Annotated in this window: 1 pseudogene; it reads right to left on the bottom strand. The window is 61.6% G+C overall.

Annotation, left to right across the window (positions count from 1 at the left end):
- A pseudogene (locus QCE88_RS41930) lies at positions 1-640 on the bottom strand (error-prone DNA polymerase); the annotation flags it as partial.

The following is a 640-nucleotide window of genomic DNA, read 5'->3' as shown; positions in this document are numbered from 1 at the left end:
TCTTGCGCTTCAGAAGGCGCGCCGAGGGCTGGCGTCTCGTCGTCGATCCGACTATCAGCCAAGAGATCTCGGTCAGGCACGGCAGCGGCTGACTGCCAGAGCGCGTCGCGCCGGTTGCCCGCGAGCGAGTGAAGGGCGTTAGCGGCCGCTAGCACTTGCAGATCATGGCGGTCGAGTTGCGCTCGGCGCGCCAGGTCGCTTACGCTTCCGAACGGTCTCACCGCTCGGGCGTTCTCGATGCGTTGCGCGGCGCCATCGCGCATTCCCTTCAACAGTGAAAGTCCGAGACGGACAACTGGTGCCTGACAGCCTGCCTGACGTTCGAGCACCGAGTCCCACCCGCTGATTGTCACATCGATCGGCACGACTTTGACGTCATGGCGCTGCGCGTCCTGTACGAGTTGCGAGGGCGAGTAGAAGCCCATTGGTTGCGAGTTAAGCATCGCCGTAAGAAAAGCAGCCGGTTCATGGCGTTTGAGCCAGCTGCTCGTGTACACCAGCAGCGCGAAGCTCGCCGCGTGACTCTCCGGGAAGCCGTATTCGCCGAAGCCTTTGATCTGCTCGAAGATCGCTTCCGCGAATGCCTTGTCGTAACCACGCTGCTGCATGCCATTGACGATGCGGTCGTAGTATTTTTCCA

The sequence above is a fragment of the Caballeronia sp. LZ035 genome (genome assembly GCF_031451175.1).
GTDB lineage: Bacteria > Pseudomonadota > Gammaproteobacteria > Burkholderiales > Burkholderiaceae > Caballeronia.
The sequence above is the reverse complement of the archived record's forward strand: the minus strand, read 5'-3'. Positions and strand labels throughout refer to the sequence as shown.